We start from the raw sequence: 18,846 nt of genomic DNA, 5'->3' as shown, positions 1-18,846 counted from the left end.
GGATTACTGGGCGTGGTTCAGGGCGAGGTCAAGCGCGTCGAAGTTGCGCAGGCGGCGGTTGGCGGCAATGCCTGTGACGGGGCGATTGCAGATCAGCGGCACGCGCTGTTCGGACACGCCGCCGTGCGAGCGCAGCGGCACTTCGAGCGCCGACAGGTCGTGCCGGCTGGCCGAGGTGCCGATGACGGTGCTCTGCTCGCTCACGACCACGATGTCGCCGATGCGGTCGGGCGGGAGCTCGAAGCGCTCGGCCGCTTCCTTGCGCGAGAGCACCAGCTCCATGCCGGGCACGCCCTTGATGCGGTCGATCCAGCCGGGCACGCGGGCTTCGTCGGGCGCATAGACCGTGGCGAACGAGCCGAGCGCGCCGTGGTGCACCACATACGGGTCGGTGATCGGCAGGATGACACGTGCCTCGTCCTTGCCGTACCAGCCGTCGAGCACGTCCTGCAGGTAGATCACCTGCGGCGAGCCGTCGGCGTTGTGCTTGTCGTTCATGCCGTGGTCGGCCGTGAGCACGATGGTGGCGCCGAGGGCGTCGAGCTGCGCAAGGTAGCCGTCCATCATGGCGTAGAAGGCATTGGCTGCCGGGCTGCCGGGGGCCGCCTTGTGCTGCACGTAGTCGGTGGTCGACAGGTACATCAGGTCGGGGCGGCGCGATTCCATCAGCTTCACGCCCGCGGCGAACACGAACTCCGACAGCTCCGCGCTGTACACCGACGGAACGGGCATGCCGACCATCTCCACGACACCATCGATCCCGTTCTCTTCGACGCTCGCCTGGTCGGCCTTCTCCGAAGAAAAGCAGATGCCCTTCATGCGGTGACCCAGCAGCTTGCGCAGCTTGTCCTTCGCGGTGACCACCGCGAGCTTGGCGCCCGCATCGGCGAAGGCCGCAAGCACGGTACCGGCGCGCAGGTACTTCGGGTCGTTCATCATCACTTCCTGCCCGAGCTCGCGGTCGAAGAAGTAGTTGCCGCAGATGCCGTGCACCGCGGGCGGCGCGCCGGTCACGATCGACAGGTTGTTCGGGTTGGTGAACGAGGGCACCACGCAGTCGGCCAGCAGGTCGGCGCCGGACTTGCGCATGCGTTCGATGTACGGGGCCACGCCGGCCGCGATGGCCGCGTCCAGGTAGGCAGGCTCGCAGCCGTCGACGCACACGACCACGACGGGTCGGCTCATCCAGCGGTAGCTTCGGGCGTTCACTTCCAGCGTCTTCACAGTCATCTCAGGTCTCCTTGCGGGTCAGGTTGTTCTGCGGGGTGTTCTGCAGGTGGGGAGCGGGCGTGCTGTCGGGGCGGCCCATCGCCTTGTGCATGCGGGCGCGGCTGCCGGCGACGTGCCGGCGCAGCACCTGGCCGGCGGCCTCGGGGTCTCGGCTGGCGATGGCGTCGACGATCTCGCGGTGTTCGTCGGCCGACACGCGCAGGCCGCCGCCGGTGTCGAGTGCGCGCATGCGAAAGAGGTGCAGCTCCTTCACGAGGCGCTTGTAGGTCTCGGTGAGCTTGCGGCTGCCGGCGGTGTCCAGCAGGATGTCGTGGAACTGCAGGTTCAGCTGCGCGTACTGCTCCACGTTCTGCGCCAGCGCGGCTTCGCGCATCGGCTCGATCATGGCGCCCAGGCGTTCGAGCGCGTCGGGCTGCATGCTCGCGGCCACGCGTCGGCCGATGATTTCTTCCAGCGCCTCGCGCAGCTCGTAGATCTCGTCGGCTTCCTCGAACGAGATCTCTCGCACGAACACGCCCCGGTTCTTCTCGTTGCGCACGAGGCCCGCCTCCTCCAGCGCGCGCAGCGCCTCGCGGATCGGCCCGCGGCTGGTGTTGAAGCGCTGCGACAACTCGCTCTCGTTGATGCGGCTGCCCACGGCGAGCTCGCCGTTCATGATGAGTCGCTCGATTTCTTCCTGCATGAGCATCGGCAGCGAGCTCGACTGAAGAAAGGCCAGGGCGGAGGTGGAGTTGTGCGTTGCCATGTCCGCTATTTTGGCTTCGAATTGAAAACTGTCAACAATTTTTTATTGACAGTCCTCAGTTCACAATCTACATTGCCCTCACCCCGACACGGCCGCACCCCGGACTTTCGTGCTTGGGAGCCCGCCAACCCACCCCTGCACGGGGTTCGACAGCCAGCTGAACAGGAGTTGAAGATGACGATGATCCGAAGCGCGCGCCGCCTCACGACGGCCCTCTCCATCGCAGTCACCGCAGCCGTGGGCCTTGCCGCGAGCGGCCTCGCCCTCGCGCAGCAGCGCACGCCGCTGCTGGTCTACACGGCGCTCGAGACCGACGCCATGAAGCTCTACAAGGACAGCTTCGAGAAGGCCAATCCCGACATCGAGGTGAAGTGGGTGCGCGACTCGACCGGCATCGTCACCGCCAAGCTGCTGGCCGAAAAGGCCAACCCGCAGGCCGACGTGGTGGCCGGCCTGGCCGCCAGCAGCCTGGCGCTGCTGCAGCAGGAAGGCATGTTGCTGCCCTACGAGCCCAAGGGCTTCAAGGAGCTGAACCCGGCCTACTCCGATGCCGCCCGTCCGCCGGCCTGGGTGGGCATGGACGTGTGGGCCGCCACCATCTGCTTCAACCGCGTCGAGGCCAAGAAGCTGGGCCTGCCCAAGCCTGAAACCTGGCAGGACCTGGCCAAGCCCGTCTACAAGGGAACGATCACCATGCCCCACCCGGCTTCCAGCGGCACGGGCTATCTGGACGTGTCGTCCTGGCTGCAGAACATGGGCGACACCGAGGGCTGGAAGTACATGGACGCACTGCACCAGAACGTAGCCCAGTACGTGCATTCGGGCTCCAAGCCATGCAAGCAGGCGGGCGCGGGCGAGTTCCCGATCGGCATTTCCTTCGAGTTCCGTGCGCACCAGGTCAAGAAGTCGGGCGCGCCCGTCGACCTGATCTTTCCGAAGGAAGGCCTGGGCTGGGACATCGAGGCCACCAGCATCATGAAGACGAGCAAGAAGATGGAACAAGCCAAGCGCTTCTCCGACTGGATGGCCAGCAAGGAGGCCAACCAGATCACGGCGAACTGGTGGGCCGTGGTGGCGTACCCCGGCGTGGCGTCGAAGCTCGAGGGCATTCCCGACAACTACGAAAAGCTGCTGGCCAAGAACGACCTGAACTGGGCCGCCAAGAACCGCGAGCGAATCCTCGCGGAGTGGAGCAAGCGCTACGAAGGCAAGGCCGAACCCAAGTAAAAAGCTCGCCCCCAGCTGCGAAGAGGCTTCTCCAACCTGCGACGCCGCGCTCCGCGGCGTTCGTCTCACCGAGTGCGAACCATGGACATGACCGCTGGCAAATACATCGCCGAACAGGCCCGCGCCGCCGCGCTGGAGATCGTCGGCGTCCGCAAGGACTTCGAAACCTTCAGCGCGCTGCGCGACATTCACCTGCGCGTGAATGCCGGAGAAATGCTGTGCTTTCTCGGCCCCTCGGGCTGCGGCAAGACCACGCTGCTGCGCATCATCGCGGGGCTGGAGACGCAGACCGCCGGGCAGATCCTGCAGAACGGCAAAGATGTTTCCTGGCTGCCGCCGGACCGGCGCGACTACGGCATCGTGTTCCAGTCGTACGCGCTGTTTCCCAACCTGAGCATCGCCGACAACGTGGGCTACGGCCTGGTGAACTCACGCGCCCGCAAGGCCGAGATCAAGGCGCGCGTCGACGAGTTGCTCAAGCTGGTGGGGCTGCCGACCTCGGGCCACAAATACCCGAGCCAGCTCTCCGGCGGCCAGCAGCAGCGCGTGGCCCTCGCCCGCGCGCTCGCCACCCGGCCGGGCCTGCTGCTGCTCGACGAGCCGCTGTCGGCACTCGACGCGATCGAGCGCGTGCGCCTGCGCGGCGAGATCCGCCGGCTGCAGAAGCAGGTGGGCATCACCACCATCATGGTCACGCACGACCAGGAAGAGGCGCTGTCGATGGCCGACCGCATCGTGGTCATGAACCACGGCGTGATCGAGCAGGTCGGCACCCCGCTGGACATCTACGAGCAGCCGGCCACGCCCTTCGTGGCCGACTTCGTGGGCAAGGTCAACGTGCTGCGCGCGGTGGCGCTCGGCCAGCAGCGCTTCAAGGTCGGAGACCTGGAGCTGCAGTGCGACGCCTGCGACGGCGCCTTCGCGCCGGGCGATGCCGTCAACCTCTACCTGCGGCCCGAAGACCGCATGGCCGAGAACCTGCGCGAGGACACCGCCAACCGCATGAACGTGCTCGTGAGCAAGGTCGAGTTCCTGGGCGGGCTGTGCATCGCCGAAGTCACGGCGCAGGCGCTGCACGGCCAGACGCTGGGCCTGCACTTCTCGCTCAACCAGTTGCACGACCTCGACATCCGCGAGGGCAACACCATCGAGATCGCGCTGCGGGCCAACCGCATTCGCGCTTTTGCGGCACCCGCCGCGCGGGCCGTCGCATGAACACGCTGGCGCACACGCCCACCACCATGGCGCCCCGTACCGTCTTCCGCCGCCAGGGCATGCGTTGGAGCCGTGACGAGATCATCGCGCGCGCCGTGCTGCTCGCGGTGATGGCCATGCTGTTCGTGTTCCTGGTCGCGCCGCTGGTGACCATCCTGGCGCATGCAGTGCAGGACAAGGACGGCCGCTTCGTCGGCCTGGCGCACTTCATCACCTACTTCCAGACACCGAGCCTGCTGCGCGCGGCCTGGAATTCGGTGTGGGTCTCCGCCGCCGTCGTCGCCATCGCAGTGCCCACGGCCTTCGTGTTCGCCTACGCCCTCACGCGCAGCTGCATGCCGACCTGGCTCAAGGCCACGTTCCGCCTGATTGCGCTCATTCCGCTGCTGGCGCCCTCGCTGCTGTCGGCCATTTCCTTCGTGCAGTGGTTCGGCAACCAGGGCTCGCTCAAGTTCCTGTTGGGCGGCATGTCGATCTACGGCGCGCCCGGCATCATCCTGGCCGAGGTCTACAACACCTTTCCGCATGCGCTGATGATCCTGGTCACCGCGCTGTCGCTGGCCGACGGCCGGCTGTACGAGGCGGCCACCGCGCTGCGCACCCGGCCCCTGCGCCAGTTCATGACCATCACGCTGCCGTCCTGCAAGTACGGCCTCATCAGTGCGTCGACCGTGGTCTTCACTTACGTGGTGAGCGACTTCGGTGCACCCAAGGTGATCGGCGGCAACTTCAACGTGCTGTCGGTCGACGTGTTCAAGCAGGTGGTGGGGCAGCACAACTTCTCCATCGGTGCGGTGGTCGGCATGCTGCTGCTGCTGCCCTCGGTCATTTCCTTCGCCATCGACTACGTGGTGCGCCGCAAGCTCAAGGCGCAGCTCACGGCCCGCTCGGTGCCCTACAGCCCCAAGCCGCGCAAGGTGGCCGACACCATGCTGCTGCTGTTCTGCACGGGCGTGTGCGGCCTGCTGCTGGCCACCATCGGCATGGCGGTCTACACCTCGCTGATCACGCTGTGGCCCTACGACCTGTCGCTCACGCTCAAGCACTACCACTTCGTGCTGCTCGAAAGCGACATGGCCGCGGCCTACTTCAACAGCCTGACGGTGGCCGCCATCACTGCCGTGGCCGGCTCGTTCATCGTCTTCGTGGGCGCCTACCTGATCGAGAAGACGCGCAACCTGGGCATGATGCGCCGCACGATGCACATGATGGCGGTGCTGTCGATGGCCGTGCCGGGCCTGGTGCTCGGCCTGGGCTACGTGATGTTCTTCAACCATCCGGCCAACCCGCTGGGCTTCCTGTACCAGACGATGGCGATCCTGGTCATCTCGATGGTGGTGCACTACTACACCTCCAGCCACCTCACCGCGGTGACGGCGCTCAAGCAGATCGACAACGAGTTCGAGGCCGTTTCCGCCTCGCTGAAGGTGCCGTTCATCAAGACCTTCTTCCGCGTGACGGTGCCGGTGTGCCTGCCTGCCATCCTGGACATCGGCCGCTACTTCTTCGTGGTGTCGATGGCCAGCCTGTCGTGCGCCATCTTTCTCTACACGCCCGACACCATCCTGGCTTCGGTCGCGATCATGCACATGGACGACGCAGGCGACATCGGCCCGGCCGCCGCGCTGGCCAGCCTGATCGTCGTCACCTCCACGCTCGTGTGCATCGTCTATTCGCTGCTCACGCGCGTGCTGCTGTCGCGCACGCAGGCCTGGCGCCTGCTCGGGCGCACCTGATTTCGATCCCGCAGTCTTTCCCCGGCCTCTCACTTGTACGGAGACATCACGATGAGTTCGACCCCCAGCCCCATCCTGCTCACCCCAGGCCCGCTCACCACCTCGGACCGCACGCGTCAGGCGATGCTGCGCGACTGGGGCTCGTGGGACAGCGACTTCAACAAGATCACCGCGCGCATCCGCGAGCGCGTGCTCGACATCGTGCACGGAAAAGGCACGCACGAATGCGTGCCGATGCAGGGCAGCGGCACCTTCTCGGTGGAGGCCGCCATCGGCACCCTCGTGCCGCGCAACGGACATGTGCTGGTGCCGAGCAACGGTGCCTACTGCCAGCGCCTTGCGAAGATCTGCCGTGTGCTGGGCCGCAAGGTGACCACCATCGACTACACCGAGGACAAGCAGGTGCAGCCCGCCGACGTGGAACGCGCCCTCGCCGCCGACCCGGGCATCACGCACGTGGCGGTGGTGCACTGCGAAACCGGCGCCGGCGTGCTGAACCCGCTGCACGACATCGCGCAGGTCGTGGCCCGGCACGGACGCGGCCTGATCGTGGACGCCATGAGCTCCTTCGGCGCGCTCGAGATCGATGCGCGCAAGACCCCGTTCGATGCCGTGATCGCGGCCTCCGGCAAGTGCCTGGAAGGCGTGCCGGGCATGGGCTTCGTCGTCGCGCGGCGTGCCGTGCTCGAAAAGTGCGAAGGCAACTGCCACTCGCTGAGCATGGACCTGTACGACCAGTGGGTGTACATGGAGAAGACCACGCAATGGCGCTTCACGCCGCCGACCCACGTGGTCGCCGCGCTCGACGAAGCCATTGCGCAGTACGTCGAGGAAGGCGGCCTCGCGGCGCGCGGCGGCCGCTATGCGCGCAACTGCAAGGCGCTGGTCGACGGCCTGGCCGCTCTCGGCCTGCGCAGCTTTCTGGACCCGTCGATCCAGGCGCCGATCATCGTCACCTTCCACGCCCCCGACGACGCGAACTACGACTTCAAGACTTTCTACCAGGAGGTCAAGAAGCGGGGCTACATCCTCTACCCGGGCAAGCTGACCCAGGTCGAGACCTTCCGCGTCGGTTGCATGGGCCACTTCGGCGAAGCAGGCATTCCCGGTGCCGTGGAGGCGATCGCGCAGACGCTGAAGGCCATGGACATCCGGCAAGGAGCCGCGACGGTGGCCGCCTGACAGGGCCGTTGCCGCGCCGCTGTCGCAAGTATCACGACAGCGGCGACAAGCAGAAAAGGGACGCGCCGCGTCCCTTTTTTTGTTCTCCGTCCGCCACGCCTCACGAGCGCAGCGAACAGGTCCTGGTCTTGGTGAAGTCCTTCAGCGGCGGATGAAGACCGCGATGCTGGCGCTGATGAGGCAGCTGGCGGCGACGATCGGAAAGACGATCGACGTGTTGCCCGAGTGGTCCAGCATCCGGCCGATGAGCGGCTCGCCCAGGCCTGCCAGCAGGTACGAGAAGAAGTTCATGACGCCGGTGGCCGTGCCCGAGCGCTTGGCGCCGACGAGGTCCGGGCACAGGGCCCAGAACGAGGAGGCGGGCCCGTACACGAAGAAGCCCGCAAGGAAGAGCAGCGCCAGGCCGCCGATGCTGGTGGGCAGCAGGTACATGCCCATGGAAGCGAGCGCGCCGAGCAGCATGTACAGCACGATGGCCTTGTAGCGCTTCGAGCCGAAGACCCGGTCGGAGATCCAACCATTGGTGAGCGCGCCGAAGGCCATGCCCACCGGCAGCGCCACCGAGATCCATGCCGGGTCGATCATGCCGTCGGCCATCTTGCTCCAGTCCTTGCCCAGGAAGTGCACCGGCACCCACACGATCAGGCCGTAGCGCGCGGCATTCTGGAAGCCGATGGCCAGCGCCGCGATCAGCAGCTTGGGGTTGCCGAGCACCGCCTTGTAGCGCGACCAGGAGCTTTCGTCGGCGGCCTGCTGCATGGCTGCGGCTTTCGCGGCCTCGGCGTCTTGCGCATTGGCGATGCCGGTGTCGGGCGACTTGAAGCCCAGGTCTTCCGGGCGTTCCCGTGCAATCAGGTAGAACGCGATGCCGCCCACGAGCATCAGCAGCACGGGCAGCCGGAAGATCCAGCGCCAGTCCAGGTGCAGCACGTTGACCACGATGATCGACGTGACGAAGGACAGGACCGACGCACACCCGGCGGCAAACGTGTAGCAACCGAACACCTTGCCGCGCTCTTGCGCGCCCCACCAGTTCGACAGCAGCCGGCTTCCCGGCGCCCAGCCGAGCGCCTGGAAGTAGCCGTTCACGCCCCAGGGAATCGCCAGGCTCTTGAAGCCGACCGCAAAGCTCACCACCCAGTTGGCCGCGCACGACAGGATGGCGCCGGCCGTCATCACGCGGCGCCCGCCGAACTTGTCGGCCAGGTTGCCGTTGATGGCCTGCCCGATGGCGTAGCACCACAGCAGGCTGGCCGATGCCCAGCCCAGCACCTCCTTCGACAGCCCGAACTCCTTCTGCAACCCCGGAATGGCGAAGCCGAAGGTCTGCCGCCCGGTGTAGAAGAAGAAATAGCAGAACATGGCGGCCAGCAGCATTCGCCACTGCGCGCGCCTGAATGTCTGTTCGAGAGGCGGCGCATAGGTGCCGGCCTGCAGGCCTTGGTTTGCCAATTGCATGTTTGTCTCCTGTTCTTGACGGACGTGGGTCCGTGGGACCGGCTCGATGACCGGCATCTTCTTTCAACGCTCTGACGCTTCAGGTCACCCGGCGGACACCGCCCCGATGAAGTTCTTGCCGCGCGCGCCTTCCATGGCGCGCGCGATCATGGCCGCGGCTTCGCCGTCCGCCACGCCGTAGTCCGCGAACTCGGTCTTCACGCCCAGGCCCTGGAGAAAGTCGCGCAAGCGCCCGGCACCGACCGACAGGTCCGCGCCGAACAGGCGCTGCAGGGTGCGGTCGCGGTCGGGCGACCGGGCCCAGGCCTTTTCGAGCACCAGCGGCAAGGTGAAGGAGCACGCGATGCCGTGGGGCAGCCCGTGGCGCAGCGTCATCTCGTACGAGATCGAGTGCGCCAGCGCGGTCTTCGTGTTGGAGAACGCCAGGCCGGCCTTGAGCGCGGCGAGCGCCATGCGCTCGCGCAGCTCGATGTTGCCCAGGTCGGCCCGCAGCGCCGGCAGGCATTCGAAGATGTCCTGCACCGCGGAGATCGCAAAGGTGTCGGAGATGGGGTTCGCGTTGACGTTCCACACAGACTCCAGCGCGTGCGAAAGCGCGTCGAGCCCCGTCGAGACGGTGGTGCCCGCCGGCACCGAGAGCATCAGCTCGGGGTCGACGATGGCCGCCTCGGGCCAGGTGGCGTCCAGGTGCAGCGAGTACTTCTTCTGGTTGGCTGCGTCCCAGATCGTGGCCCACGGCGTCACCTCGCTGCCGGTGCCGGCCGTCGTCGGCACGGCGATCAGCGGCTTGGCGCTGGCCGGCACGAAGGGCTTGCCGGAGGCGAGCAGGCCGACAAGCTCGTCGAACTGCCCGCTGGCCGTGCCCACCATCAGCGCCTTGGCGGTGTCGATGGCGCTGCCGCCGCCTACCGCGACGATGGCGTCGCACGCATCGGCCGACTGCCAGAAGCGGTTGTACAGGGCGGCCAGGTGCGCCACGTCGGGGTTCGGCCGCACGTCGTCGATCACGCCGAGCAGCGAGTCCTTCAGGAGCGCCCGCAGGCGGGCGATCAGGCCCAGCTCGCGGGCTTCGGGAAAGGTGACGACGACAACGCGGCGGCCGGCGAGGATCGAGGGCAGCTGCGCGAGGCTGCCTCGGCCGCAGTGAACGGCAACGGGGTTGTGGAACGCGTGGGGCATCGGGGTTGTCTCCTGCTGTTTGTGTGTGTGCCTGGGTGGCAGTGTCGAAGTCGCATGCCATCGCGTCCAATCGCATTTCCGGTGTCCGCATGGTCAAAAACCGATGGATCGCCACCGCCGCGCATCGCTACAGGGGAAAGCGCGCATGCACACACGGGCGCGCCTGTGAGAGCCTTGGCCGGCCCCGAAGACCTCGCCCCACGAGGGCGGCCCTCATGTTTCACCAGTACTACAAATCGATCCGATGCTTCCACGCCGTGGCGAAGACAGGCGGCTTCACCGCGGCCGCGCAGTACCTGCACATCGGCCAGCCCACGGTGACCGACCAGGTCAAGGCGTTGGAGACGCGCTTCAGCGTCGAGCTCTTTCTTCGCACGGGCCGCAGCGTGCGGCTTACCTCGGCGGGTGAACGGCTCTATGCCATCACCCAGGGCCTGTTCGGACAGGAAGAGGAAGCAATGCAGTTCCTGCAGAGCGCGCACAAGCTGAAGGTCGGCCTGGTGCGCGTGGGCGCCGTGTCCCCGCCCATTGCGCTGGAGCTGGCGCGCCACTTCCGGCAGGCGCACCCGTCGCTGGAGCTCACGGTGTCCATCGGCTCCGAGGCCTCGACGCTGCGCGGCCTGCAGGACTTCGACATCGACGTGGGCATCCTGGCCGAGCCGGCTGCCGTCGAGGGGCTGCATGTGGCGCCCTACCGCGACGAACGCATCGTGGCGGTGGTGCCCGAGAACCATCCGTGGACCCGGCGCACCTCGATCTCCACCAACGACATCGAGGGCGAGATGGTCATCCTGCGCGAGCCCGGCTCGAAGACCCGCCATCGCGTCGAGCGGGCGTGCCAGGAGAAGAGCGTGCGCCTGAACTGCGTCATGGAAATCAACAGCCGCGAGGCCATCCTGCATGCGGTGGTCAACGGCATGGGCATCGGCTTCGTGACGCAGGTCGAGTTCATTCCGTTGCCGGGCCTCGCCGCGGTGATGATCGACGACGACGAGTTGTCGATCGGCTATTCGCTGTGCTGCTTGTCGGTGCGCCAGGACCGGCCGTTGATTCGCGCGTTGTTCGAAGTCGCGCTGGGGTGAGGCGCCGGGGAAGGTCAATTTACCCATTTGATGGGTATTCTTCTTATTACCCATTTGATGGGTATTTTGACAAATACCCATCAAATCGGTAATCTCTTGGTTACCCACCTCATCGGTAACCCCCATGCAGCAAGTTCTTTCGGTCCCCTCACAGCTCGGCGTACTGCTCAAGGCCGCCCGCAAGGAGTCGGGCATTTCCCAGGTGAAGCTGGCCGAGCGCCTCGGCATCAGCCAAAGCCGCATGTCCCACATGGAGCTCAACCCCGGCTCGGTGAGCCTGGAGCAACTGCTGGCCCTCTTCAGCGTGCTGGGCCTCGAGATTCTGGTCGGCTCGAAGAACCCGGCAAGGCTCTCGACCTACGCGACAGGCGCCGACCATCCAGGCCCAAGGCATGTCGCCAACGAGCCTCCGCCTGCTTCGGAATGGTGAGCGTGGCGCGCACATCGAACACCCCCGCGCTTTCCATCTGGGCCAACGGCGAGCGCGTCGGCATCTGGCGCATTCCCGAGCGCGGGGCGGACGAGTTGCTCTACGACGAAGCCTGGGTCGGCTCGCAGGCAGGACGCCCCCTCTCGCTGTCGTTGCCGCTGGTTGGAGGCTTCACCCACAAGGGTGCGGTCGTCCAGAACTACTTCGACAACCTGCTGCCCGACAGCCAGCCCATTCGCGAGCGCATTGCAAGCCGATTCAGGACGCGAACCGCACAGCCGTTCGACCTCTTGCAGGCCATCGGACGCGATTGCGTCGGCGCCATCCAGTTGCTGGGCAAGGACGACGGCCCATCGCATGCAGAGCACATCGAAGGCGAGCCGATGACCGAGGCCGACGTCGAGAAGCTGCTTCAGCAAACGGTAGACCCCGGCAGGTTCGCAGGGCAATCCGCGCCCGAAGGCGAGCTGCGCATCTCCCTGGCCGGTGCGCAGGAAAAGACTGCGCTCCTGTGGCACCAGGGCCAGTGGGTGCGCCCGCACGGCTCGACCCCCACCACGCACATCCTGAAGTTGCCGCTGGGCCTGGTCGGCCATCGCAAGGCCGACTTCAGCACCTCGGTCGAGAACGAGTGGCTCTGCCTGAACATCCTGCAGGAATACGGCATTCCCGTGCCGCTGACGGCCATGCTGCGCTTCGGGTCGCAAAAGGTGCTGGCCGTCGAGCGCTTCGACCGCCGGCTGCACTCGTCCGGCAACTGGTGGCTGCGCCTGCCGCAGGAAGACTTCTGCCAGGCCCTGGGCAAGCCGTCGCACCTGAAGTACGAGGCCGACGGGGGGCCCGGCCTGATCGACCTGGCGGACGTGCTTCGGAGCTCGGTCGATGCACAGAAAGACCTGGCCACGCTGCTCACCGTGCAGTTGCTCTTCTGGATGCTCGGCGCGCCCGACGGCCACGCAAAGAACTTCAGCATCGCGTGGCTCCCGATGGGCCGCTACAGGCTGACGCCCATCTACGACGTGATGTCCATCTGGCCCGTGGAAGGCAACGGGCCCAACCAGTTTTCCAGGCACGAGGCCAAGCTCGCCATGGCCTTGATCGGCAAGAACAAGCACTATCCCTTCAAGACCGTCCAGCGCCGCCACTTCAACGCCATGGCAAAAAAATGCCATTACGGCCCGGACGCAGAAAACCTCATCCAGCGCGTGCTCGCTGCAACGCCGGGCGTGATCGACCGGGTCGGCGCGCGCTTGCCGCCGCACTTTCCGGCGGCGGTGTCCGGCAGGATCCTCGAAGGGCTGGCCCGCTCCGCCAAGGCGCTGGGCGCGATGCCTTGCTTCTAGGCCGCCGAACGCTCGACGCTTGCGCGCGCCTGCGAGAGGTCAAACCACGAGGTGCCGCTCCAGCGTCTCGCGCGGCAGGTCGGCGGCGGCGCCCGCGAGCGAGCATTCGCCGTGGTCGATGGCCAGGATGTCGTCGGCCACCTGCAGCAGGAATTCGAGGTTCTGCTCGACGATGACGAACGCGGCGCCCTCGGCCTTGCGCGCACGCACCAGTGTGGCCATGCGCTCGATGTTCTCGGGCTGCACGCCCTCGGTCGGTTCGTCGAGGATGGCGAGCGATGCGCGCAACCCGAGGGTTCGGGTGAACGACAGCAGCTTGCGCTCGCCGCCGCTGAGCGAGCCGGCGCGCTGGCCCATGCGCTCGGCCAGCCGCGGAAATGCGGCAAGGCCATCGGCATAGCGTGCCGGGTCTCGCCCGCGCAGGTGCAGCCACAGGTTCTCGCTGACGCTGAGGTCGCCGAAGACCACGTCCTCCTGCGGCGCATAGGCCATGCCCGCGGCCAGGCGCTGCTGCGGCGCCACGCGCGCCAGATCGCGCCCGGCGAGCGCGACGCGGCCCTGTTTCAGCGGCAGGAAGCCGGTGAGCGCGCGCATCAGCGTGGTCTTGCCCACCCCGTTGCGCCCGAGCACGCCCAGCACGCGGCCAGGGCCGACGGCGCCGCTCAGGCCACGCAGCACCATGGTGTCTCCGTAGCCGCAGACCACGTCGGAAAAGTCGAGCAGGTTCGCGCTCATTTGCGTGCTCCCGCATAGACCGCGCGCACGGCCGGGTCGGCCTGGATCTGCGCCAGCGGTCCGCGCGCCAGCAGCTTGCCCTGGTGCAGCACATACACCTCGCCGCCGATGGAAGCCACCGCGCTGATGTCGTGCTCGATGACCAGCGCGGCCGCGCCCAGGCGCCCGGTCGCTGTCTTGATGGCCTCGATCATGTGGTGCGTCTCGCCGGGAGAAAGGCCCGCGCACGGCTCGTCGAGCAGCACGAGGCGCGGCTGCGGCAGCATGGTCATCACGAACTCCAGCGCCTGGCGCTCGCCCTGCGACAGGCTGCCCGCCGGTGCATGCAGTTGCCTGGCAAGCGAGGGAAACAGGTCGAGCAGCTCGCCGCGCAAGGCGCTGTCCCAGGCGAGTGGGCCGCGCTGCAGGGTTGCGGCCGGCCGCAGGCGTCCGGCCCACAACGCGACGTCGAGGTTCTGGCTCACGCTCAGGCCGGGGAATACCGACGGAATCTGCAGCTTGCGGCCCACGCCCTGCCGCGCCACGCGCCATGCGGTGGCGCCCGAAATGTCGACGCCGTCGAGCAGGATGCGCCCGGCGCGCAGCGGCAGGCGGCCGGTCATCACGTTGAAGGCAGACGTCTTGCCCGCGCCGTTGGGGCCGATCACGCAGCGCAGGCCGGGGCCCTGCAGGTCGAACGCAAGGCCGTCGAGGATGCGCACGCCGCCCTGCGCGCAGGCGACCTGCTCGAACGCGAGGCTCACGTTGCCGGCCTGCGCCTGCGCCTGCACCGGCGGTGCCGGCGTTCTGGGCAGCGCGTGCGCATCGTCGCTGCGCCCGGAAAACCGGCGCCCCATCGCGGCAAGCCCCGCCAGTCCATCGGGCAGGAAACGCACGACCGCGATGAAGATCGCGCCGACCGCCACTTCCCAGTAGGCGAAGAGGTCGCGCAACTCCGAAGACGCATAGCCCACGAACACCGCCCCCAGCAGCGCGCCCAGCGGGCTTGCCTTGCCGCCGACCGCCGCCCAGATGACGAACTCCGTCGACAGCACGAAGCCCATGGTCAGCGGCGTGACGATGCCCTGGTGCATCGCGAACAGCGCACCGGCCAGCGCCGCCAACATCGCGGAGAACGCGAAGGCCACCGCCTTGATGCGGTCGGTGGCGTAGCCGAAGAGCTGCAGGCGCTCTTCGTTCTGCGCCAGCGCGCTCCACAGCAGGCCCAGCGGCCGACGCAACACGCCGGCCAGCAGCAGCGTGGTGCACAGCGCGCACGCGGCCACCACCCAGTAGAAGCTGCTGTAGCGCTCGGTGCCGGGCAATTCGGGAATGTCGGCCATGCCGTTGAAGCCGCCCGTGACCGCGCTCCACTGCTGCGCAGCCAGGAAGCCGAGCATCGTCATCGCCAGCGTGATGAGCGAGAAGAACGGCCCGCTGCGGTGGCTGCGCGCGAACACCAGCCGCGCCGTCAGGTAGGCCAGCGCCGCAGGCAGCAGCAACGCCAGCGGCAGGGCCGCGAACCACGCCGGCTGCTGCTGCGCCGCCTTGAGCGTGCCACCGGCCAGGTAGGCGCCCAAGCCGAAGAACAGCGCATGCCCCAGCGGCAGGAAGCCCAGCCGCCCCCAGCACAGCGCCACGCCTTGCGTCGCAATGCCGTAGATGAGGAACAGCGCGATCTGGTACGCGATGAAGTCGTTCGACGCGAACGGCAGCGCCACCAGCCCTGCGCCCAGCAGCCACGGTCCGGGTCCAGGTCCGGGCACCGGCAGGCGCCAGCGCCGCGCGGGCGCGACGAGCGTCCGCGCCGCCAGCGAAGAATCAACGGCGTCCAAAGAGTCCATTCGGTTTCAACCAGAGAAAGAGGATCGACAACACCAGCACCACCGCGTAGCCGCTGGTCTGGCCCGAGAGGCTGCTCACGACGGACTGCGTGCCGCCGATCACGCCCACGCCGCCGCCGAAGCCGCCGAGCGTGCCCAGCCCGCCGACCACCAGCACGAAGAAGGAATCGAGCAGGTAGTCGACGCCGATGCCGGGCTCGATGCGCACCAGCGGCGCCAGCAGCACGCCCGCCGCTCCGGCCAGCACCACGCCGATGACGAAGGTCTGCGACGCGAGCCGGCGCGTGTCGATGCCCAGCGCCTGCGCGAGCACGGGGTTGCCCGTCATCGCCCGCACCCGCAGCCCCATGGTGCTGCGCCGGTACCAGAGCGCCAGCGCAATCATGAGCACCACCGCCAGCGCGATCAGCGCCAGCCGGTAGCCCGGGTACTGCACGCCGCCCAGAGACACCGGCGCGCCCAGCGTGCTTTCGATGTTGCGGTAGCCGCGCCCGTACACCGCCTCGACCGTCTTGCGCATGACCATCGCCAGGCCCCAGGTGGCCAGCAGCGTGTCGAAGGGCCGCGCATACAGCGGGCGGATCAGCCAGCGTTCCACCGCATAGCCCAGCACGCCGCACACCAGCATGGCCAGCGGCATGGCCGTGGCGATGGGCCAGCCCCACGACTGCACGGTGACGACCGCATAGGCGCCCAGCATCACGAACTCGCCGTGCGCCATGTTCATCACGCCGAGCAGGCCGAACACCACCGCCAGCCCGAGCGTGGTGAGGCCCAGCGTCGCCAGCGCGTAGGCGAGGTTCAGCGCGTGCAGCAACCAGCTGGTGTCCATGGCGGCGTCACACCTTGCAGGTCTGGCCGGACGCGATGTGCGGAAAGGTCTTCACCACGCGAAAGCCCTTCTCACCCACGTCGGCGAGGTAGATGTCCTGGTCGACGTGGCGCGCGTGCATGGTCACTGCGCCCCGCGGGCCGCTGTAGCTCGCGCCTTCGCTGGCGGGCTCCATCTTCGCCACGTCGAGCGACTTGGCGCGCGCGGCAATGGCCTCCAGCATCAGAAATCCTTCGTACACCGACTCGGCCAGGCCGTTGAGCGCGGGCGCCTGCGCACCGAAGCGCTTGAAGTACGCGTCCGAAAAGGCCTTGGCCGCGGGCGTCTCGATGTTGGCGAAATAGCCCGCGCTCGAATACAGGTTGCGCGCATTGGCCAGGCCGATGCCGGCGAGCGTGTTCTCCTCGAGCAGCGAACCCAGGCGGATCGCCTTGTCGGCCAGGCCGAAGCTCGCAAAGGCCTTGTTGAAGGTGACGGAGGCACCGCCCACCAGCGACACCAGCACCGCATCGGCCCCGCTGTCGCGGATGCGCGCGAGGCTGGAGTCGAAGTTGTCGGCCGTGAAAGGCAGGTACTCGTCGCCCACCACCTGCGCGCCGGTCTGGGCGATGTAGCCCTTGGCCGCGGCGTTGGTGTTGCGGCCCCAGACGTAGTCGTTGCCGATCAGGTACCACTTCTTCGGCTTGCGTTCCGCCGCGAGCCAGGGAATGACCGGTGCGAGCTGCTGCGCCGGCGTTTCGCCGTTCACATAGGTGCCGCGCGCACACTCGCCGCCTTCGTACACCGGCGTGTAGAAGTACGGTACCTGCCCCTTGAAGAGCCCCACCAGCGCGCCGCGCACCGCGCTGTCGTGCATGCCGATGACCGCCTGCGCGCCCTGCCCTTTCCAGAGCTTCAGCGCGGTCTGCGAGGCCTCGGCGGGCGGCAGCCCGGCATCGCCGAACAGCGGGTTGATGGTGCGGCCCAGCACGCCGCCGCGCGCGTTGATCGTCTGCACGGCCAGCTCGGCGCAGGCCTTGGCCGAGGGGCCGAAGAGTCCGGCCGGCCCGCTCATCGGCAGCATCACGGCCACGTTGAGCGGTGAGGCCGCGCGCACGCCCGCCGAACTGGCGGCCGCTGCGGCTGCAATGCCGTGGAGAAAGGTACGACGGTCCATGAGAACTCCTGGTTGCAATGAAGAAAGACGGAATCGGGCGGGGCGCGCTCAGCGCATCCAGGGCGCGGATGGCAAGGGCGGCAGCACCGCCTCGACGGCGGCGGCCAGCGCCAGCAGGCCGCGGTCGCTGCCCGCCGGAGCGTCCAGGCCCAGCCCCACCGGCAACCCGCCCGCTAGGCCGGCGGGCAGCGTCACGCCGGGAATGCCGGCGTTGCTGCCCGGGTCGGTGTTGCGGATGAAGGCGGCAAAGGTCGGCAGCGCTTCGCCGTTCAGCTGCACGGTCACGTCGTGGCCCACCGGCGCGGCGGTCAGCGGCGTGGTGGGGAACAGCAGCGCCCGCACGCCATGCGCGGCGAAGGCTTCGGCATAGACGGCCTGCAGCCCGCGCCGCGCCTGCAGTGCCTGCGCATACACGGCCTCGGGCACCGCGCCTTCGCCCAGCAGCGGCTGCACGATGGCCGCCACGTCGGGGCTGCCGATGGCGTCGACCAGTTGCCGCAGGCTCACGCCGCGCTGCGCGTACTGCAGGTAGTCGCCCATGTCCCTGACGAATTCGTACAGCGCAATCGGAAAACCCGCCGCCTCGTTGAAACCCGCCAGCGCGGGCAGCGGCACCTCGACCAACTGCGCGCCGGCCGTGCGCAGGCGCTCGATGGCTTCATGCGCGACGCTGTGCACGCCAGGCTCCAGCCCTTCCCAGAAGCCCGGCCCCGGCAGGCCCAGCCGCACGCCTTGCAGCGACACGGGCACCAGCGCTTGCGCATTGCCGCTGAGCACGCCGTCGAGCAAGGCGCAGTCTTCGACGCTGCGCGCAAGGGGTCCGGCGGCATCGCGGGTCAGCGAAATGGGCGCGATGCCCCGGCCCGGCACCCGCCCGGTCGTCGGGCGCAGGCCGACCACGCCGCACAGCGCGGCAGGCACGCGCACAGAACCGCCGGTGTCCGTGCCGATGGCCGCGGGCACCAGGCCGGCCGCCACCACCACGCCCGAGCCGCCGCTGCTGCCGCCCGGAATGCGCGATGCATCCCATGGGTTGCGTGCGGCGCCGGTCACGCTGTTGTTGGTGGTGATGCCCATCGCCAGCTCGTGCATGTTCGCCTTGCCGGCGATGAGCGCACCGGCCTTGCGCAGCCGCTGCACCAGTTCGGCGTCCTGCGGGGGGTGCAGGCCGAGCAGCGCGCCCGTGCCCGCCGAACTGGGCAGCCCGACCGCGTCGATGTTGTCTTTCAGCGCCACCGGCACGCCCAGCAGCGGCAGGTCTTCGCCTGCCGCCATGCGCGCATCGGCGTCCCTGGCCTGGGTACGCAGGCCCTCGGGGTCGAAGGCGACGTAGCCGTTCAGCGCAGCGTGCGCCTCGGTGCGCGCGATGAGCGCGTCGGCCACGTCGATGCTGCGCACCGCGCCCGACCGCAGTTCGCGCCGCAGTTGCGCGACGCCCAGTTGTGTGAGGTTCATGTGAGTTCCCGTAACGAT

16 protein-coding genes are annotated in these 18,846 nt (G+C 68.0%); 7 read left to right on the top strand and 9 right to left on the bottom strand.

All coding sequences use genetic code 11. The features are described 5' to 3' along the window. Positions 1 to 3 precede the first annotated feature (3 nt). Positions 4 to 1,230: a phosphonoacetate hydrolase gene (gene phnA, locus ACSFBM_RS18120; RefSeq protein ID WP_435485567.1), complete on the bottom strand. Its 1,227-nt coding sequence runs from the start codon at positions 1,228 to 1,230 to the stop codon at positions 4 to 6. Position 1,231: 1 nt separating this feature from the next. Beyond that, on the bottom strand, positions 1,232 to 1,975 hold the full coding sequence (locus ACSFBM_RS18115; protein WP_435485566.1) for a phosphonate utilization associated transcriptional regulator: 744 nt from the start codon (positions 1,973 to 1,975) through the stop codon (positions 1,232 to 1,234). 174 nt (positions 1,976 to 2,149) lie between these two features. Between ACSFBM_RS18115 and ACSFBM_RS18110 the strand changes: the two genes are divergently transcribed. The 4 genes from ACSFBM_RS18110 to ACSFBM_RS18095 all read left to right on the top strand — a co-directional run bounded on the left by ACSFBM_RS18110 (position 2,150) and on the right by ACSFBM_RS18095 (position 7,335). After that, positions 2,150 to 3,202, top strand: a complete 1,053-nt coding sequence (locus ACSFBM_RS18110; protein ID WP_435439596.1) for a putative 2-aminoethylphosphonate ABC transporter substrate-binding protein — start codon at positions 2,150 to 2,152, stop codon at positions 3,200 to 3,202. Positions 3,203 to 3,283: 81 nt separating this feature from the next. Next, complete coding sequence (locus ACSFBM_RS18105; protein ID WP_435485565.1) at positions 3,284 to 4,417, top strand: putative 2-aminoethylphosphonate ABC transporter ATP-binding protein; 1,134 nt, start codon at positions 3,284 to 3,286, stop codon at positions 4,415 to 4,417. Beyond that, entirely contained in the window at positions 4,414 to 6,153 is a 1,740-nt protein-coding gene (locus tag ACSFBM_RS18100) for a putative 2-aminoethylphosphonate ABC transporter permease subunit (RefSeq protein WP_435485564.1), read from the top strand. The genes ACSFBM_RS18105 and ACSFBM_RS18100 overlap by 4 nt, the downstream gene beginning before the upstream one ends. A 51-nt stretch (positions 6,154 to 6,204) precedes the next feature. Then, complete coding sequence (locus ACSFBM_RS18095) at positions 6,205 to 7,335, top strand: 2-aminoethylphosphonate--pyruvate transaminase (protein ID WP_435485563.1); 1,131 nt, start codon at positions 6,205 to 6,207, stop codon at positions 7,333 to 7,335. 141 nt (positions 7,336 to 7,476) lie between these two features. Here ACSFBM_RS18095 and ACSFBM_RS18090 read toward each other — a convergent pair whose 3' ends face one another. Both ACSFBM_RS18090 and psrA read right to left on the bottom strand, forming a co-directional pair. Next, positions 7,477 to 8,793, bottom strand: coding sequence for an MFS transporter (locus ACSFBM_RS18090; RefSeq protein WP_435485562.1), 1,317 nt, complete (start codon positions 8,791 to 8,793; stop codon positions 7,477 to 7,479). An 84-nt stretch (positions 8,794 to 8,877) separates the two neighbouring features. Next, complete coding sequence (gene psrA, locus ACSFBM_RS18085; RefSeq protein WP_435485561.1) at positions 8,878 to 9,972, bottom strand: iron-containing alcohol dehydrogenase PsrA; 1,095 nt, start codon at positions 9,970 to 9,972, stop codon at positions 8,878 to 8,880. 215 nt (positions 9,973 to 10,187) lie between these two features. On the opposite strand from psrA, the gene ACSFBM_RS18080 reads away from it, so the two are divergent. From ACSFBM_RS18080 to ACSFBM_RS18070, 3 genes are all read left to right on the top strand, one after another. Further along, entirely contained in the window at positions 10,188 to 11,054 is an 867-nt protein-coding gene (locus ACSFBM_RS18080; protein ID WP_435485560.1) for a LysR substrate-binding domain-containing protein, read from the top strand. 124 nt (positions 11,055 to 11,178) lie between these two features. Further along, a complete protein-coding gene (locus tag ACSFBM_RS18075) occupies positions 11,179 to 11,484 on the top strand; it encodes a helix-turn-helix domain-containing protein (RefSeq protein WP_435485559.1) in 306 nt (101 codons plus the stop codon). Between the two features lie 2 nt (positions 11,485 to 11,486). Then, a complete protein-coding gene (locus tag ACSFBM_RS18070) occupies positions 11,487 to 12,827 on the top strand; it encodes a type II toxin-antitoxin system HipA family toxin (protein ID WP_435485558.1) in 1,341 nt (446 codons plus the stop codon). Positions 12,828 to 12,866: 39 nt separating this feature from the next. Here ACSFBM_RS18070 and ACSFBM_RS18065 read toward each other — a convergent pair whose 3' ends face one another. From ACSFBM_RS18065 to iaaH, 5 genes are read right to left on the bottom strand one after another with little or no spacing between them, the layout of a single operon-like run. Next, positions 12,867 to 13,562 (bottom strand): ABC transporter ATP-binding protein, encoded by a 696-nt coding sequence (locus ACSFBM_RS18065; RefSeq protein ID WP_435485557.1) that lies wholly within the window; start codon positions 13,560 to 13,562, stop codon positions 12,867 to 12,869. Continuing rightward, a complete protein-coding gene (locus ACSFBM_RS18060; RefSeq protein WP_435485556.1) occupies positions 13,559 to 15,385 on the bottom strand; it encodes a branched-chain amino acid ABC transporter ATP-binding protein/permease in 1,827 nt (608 codons plus the stop codon). Before ACSFBM_RS18060 ends, ACSFBM_RS18065 begins: the two co-directional genes overlap by 4 nt. Then, the gene (locus ACSFBM_RS18055; RefSeq protein WP_435439585.1) at positions 15,363 to 16,217 is read right to left on the bottom strand and encodes a branched-chain amino acid ABC transporter permease; all 855 of its coding nucleotides are present in this window, start codon (positions 16,215 to 16,217) and stop codon (positions 15,363 to 15,365) included. The genes ACSFBM_RS18060 and ACSFBM_RS18055 overlap by 23 nt, the downstream gene beginning before the upstream one ends. A 7-nt stretch (positions 16,218 to 16,224) precedes the next feature. Next, a complete protein-coding gene (locus tag ACSFBM_RS18050) occupies positions 16,225 to 17,373 on the bottom strand; it encodes a substrate-binding domain-containing protein (RefSeq protein WP_435439584.1) in 1,149 nt (382 codons plus the stop codon). 48 nt (positions 17,374 to 17,421) lie between these two features. Beyond that, positions 17,422 to 18,828, bottom strand: a complete 1,407-nt coding sequence (gene iaaH / locus ACSFBM_RS18045; protein WP_435485555.1) for an indoleacetamide hydrolase — start codon at positions 18,826 to 18,828, stop codon at positions 17,422 to 17,424. Positions 18,829 to 18,846: the final 18 nt, after the last annotated feature.

It is taken from the genome of Variovorax pasteuri (assembly GCF_051216435.1).
Classification (GTDB): Bacteria; Pseudomonadota; Gammaproteobacteria; order Burkholderiales; family Burkholderiaceae_C; genus Variovorax.
Note: the sequence above shows the minus strand (reverse complement) of the source record. Positions and strands in the feature narration are given on the sequence as shown.